The 1,829-nt window shown below is 74.4% G+C and carries 3 protein-coding genes; all 3 read left to right on the forward strand.

Annotated features, from left to right (window positions below; all coding sequences use genetic code 11):
* On the forward strand, positions 1 to 216 hold a 216-nt coding region (locus ACFT41_RS32195; protein ID WP_377614111.1), incomplete at its 5' end, for an OST-HTH/LOTUS domain-containing protein.
* A gap of 138 nt (positions 217 to 354) precedes the next feature.
* The gene (locus ACFT41_RS32200) at positions 355 to 711 is read left to right on the forward strand and encodes a hypothetical protein (RefSeq protein WP_377590007.1); all 357 of its coding nucleotides are present in this window, start codon (positions 355 to 357) and stop codon (positions 709 to 711) included.
* Positions 698 to 1,762, forward strand: coding sequence for a hypothetical protein (locus ACFT41_RS32205; RefSeq protein WP_377590006.1), 1,065 nt, complete (start codon positions 698 to 700; stop codon positions 1,760 to 1,762). The genes ACFT41_RS32200 and ACFT41_RS32205 overlap by 14 nt, the downstream gene beginning before the upstream one ends.
* Positions 1,763 to 1,829: the final 67 nt, after the last annotated feature.

Raw genomic sequence — 1,829 nt, forward strand, 5'->3', positions numbered from 1 at the left:
GGCTCGGTGGTCGCCGACCTGGCCGGCGGCGAGGGCTCGGTCGCCCTGTCCGGGCTGAAGAACCAGCTGCGCCGGGCGCGTCCCGACTTCAGCGAGAAGAAGCTCGGCTACCGCAGTTTCCTCCAGTTCTGCAAGGCCGCCGCCACCAGCGGGGTCGTCGACCTGCGGTGGAGCGCCGACGCCGACGACTACCTGCTGACCGTGCCGGCCGCCTGAGCCCGATCCGGCGGCCTTCGCCGTTCGGCGTCCGGATCGGACGGTCCGTTGTGGTGCCCGACTACCGTGTGCAGTGGCGTCGCCACCCGGGCGTGGGGCGGTGCCGGTGGCGGATCCCTCGATCGCTAGGGTTGGGACGTGTCTCTATGGATGGCCGCGATGTGGGGAATGGTCGGCAGCGCCGTCGCGGAGGCACTGAACCTCTCCGCCATGATGCGCCCGACCAGCGAGTCCGGGGGCCGGTGGCAGTGGCCGTGGCGGGACCGGCGGGACCGGCCGATCGTCGTCTTCGCCGTCCTGCTGCGGGCGGCGGCCGGCACCGGCCTGGCCGCCGCGGCCGGAGCGGGTGGCCTGGCCGACACCGCGTTCGCCAGCTTCACCTTCGGGGTGGCCGCGCCGCTGGTGATCGCCAAGATGTTCGACCAGGTCCGGGTGGAACCGCCGGCCGACCCGCCCGCCGACACACCGGACGGTGAGCACGATGACGGCGCGTGACACCCGATGGCAGCGGTGGGTCGCCGCGTTGGCAGCCCGGCCGGCGACCACCACGACCGCCGCGCCGGTCCCCGCACGCACCCGATGGGCCGCCGCGCTGGCCGCCCGGCCGGTCGCCGGCCCGCGCCGTCCGTCGGCGACCGTGCTGGGGGAGCGGCACGCCGAGGGGGGCAAGCTCACCGAGCGGGTGAAGGCGATCCTGGCCGCCGTCCTCGGCGTCACCACCGACCAGCTGCGGGTCGACGCCGACGGCGACGTGGGCATCCGCGCCGGCTCCGCCATGATCTTCGTACGCGCCCAGGACGACCCGCCCCTGGTGGACGTCTTCTCACCGCTACTCACCGGCGTCGAGCCGACCCAGACGCTCTACCAGCGGCTCTCCGACCTGACCAACGGGCTGGTCTTCGGCCGGATCTACTGCACCGGCGGCACGGTGTGGGCCTCCATTCCCGTGTTCGGGCAGGACTTCGTGCCCACCCATCTGCTGCTGGCCGTACGCGCGATGATCGCCTTGGCCGACGACCTCGACGACCGGTTGCGCCTGGAGTTCGGCGGCAGCCGGTTCTTCGGGTCGGAGGCGACCGGGCTCACCCCGGTGCCCGACCCGACGGGCTATCTTCGCGACCTCGCCGACTCCGGCGCCTCCGGGGCGCGGGGCGCGGGCAGTGTCCTGGTCGACCTGCTGGCCGACCGGGGGCACACCGACGAGCTGCGGTTGCGCGCCGACCACGGCGACGGGCACGCCGCCGCCCGGTTGGCCGCTCTGCTCGCCGAGCGGGGAGACGCCGGGGAGGCCGAACGCTACTGGCGTGTCGCCGCCGACCTGGGCGACCCGGGGGCGTACGACGAGTTGGCCGCCCTGCTGGCCGCCGGCGGCCGCCCGGACGAGGCGATCGACCTGCTGCGCCGCTCCGTCGAGCAGGGCAACAGGCGCTCCCTGCCCCTGCTGATCACGCTGCTGACCGAGCAGGGGCGGCTCGACGAGGGCATCGACCTGCTGCGCCGCTGGGCGGCCCGGGTCGCCCCGCCGCCGAACGCCGGAGGGGCCTAGGTCGTGTTTCAGAGGTGGGTGCGGCTTGACGGCCGGAACTTGATCAGCCTGGCGGGTCGGTGATCGG

Origin of the sequence: Micromonospora sp. NPDC057141 (assembly GCF_042670805.1) — a bacterium.
Classification (GTDB): domain Bacteria; phylum Actinomycetota; class Actinomycetes; order Mycobacteriales; family Micromonosporaceae; genus Micromonospora.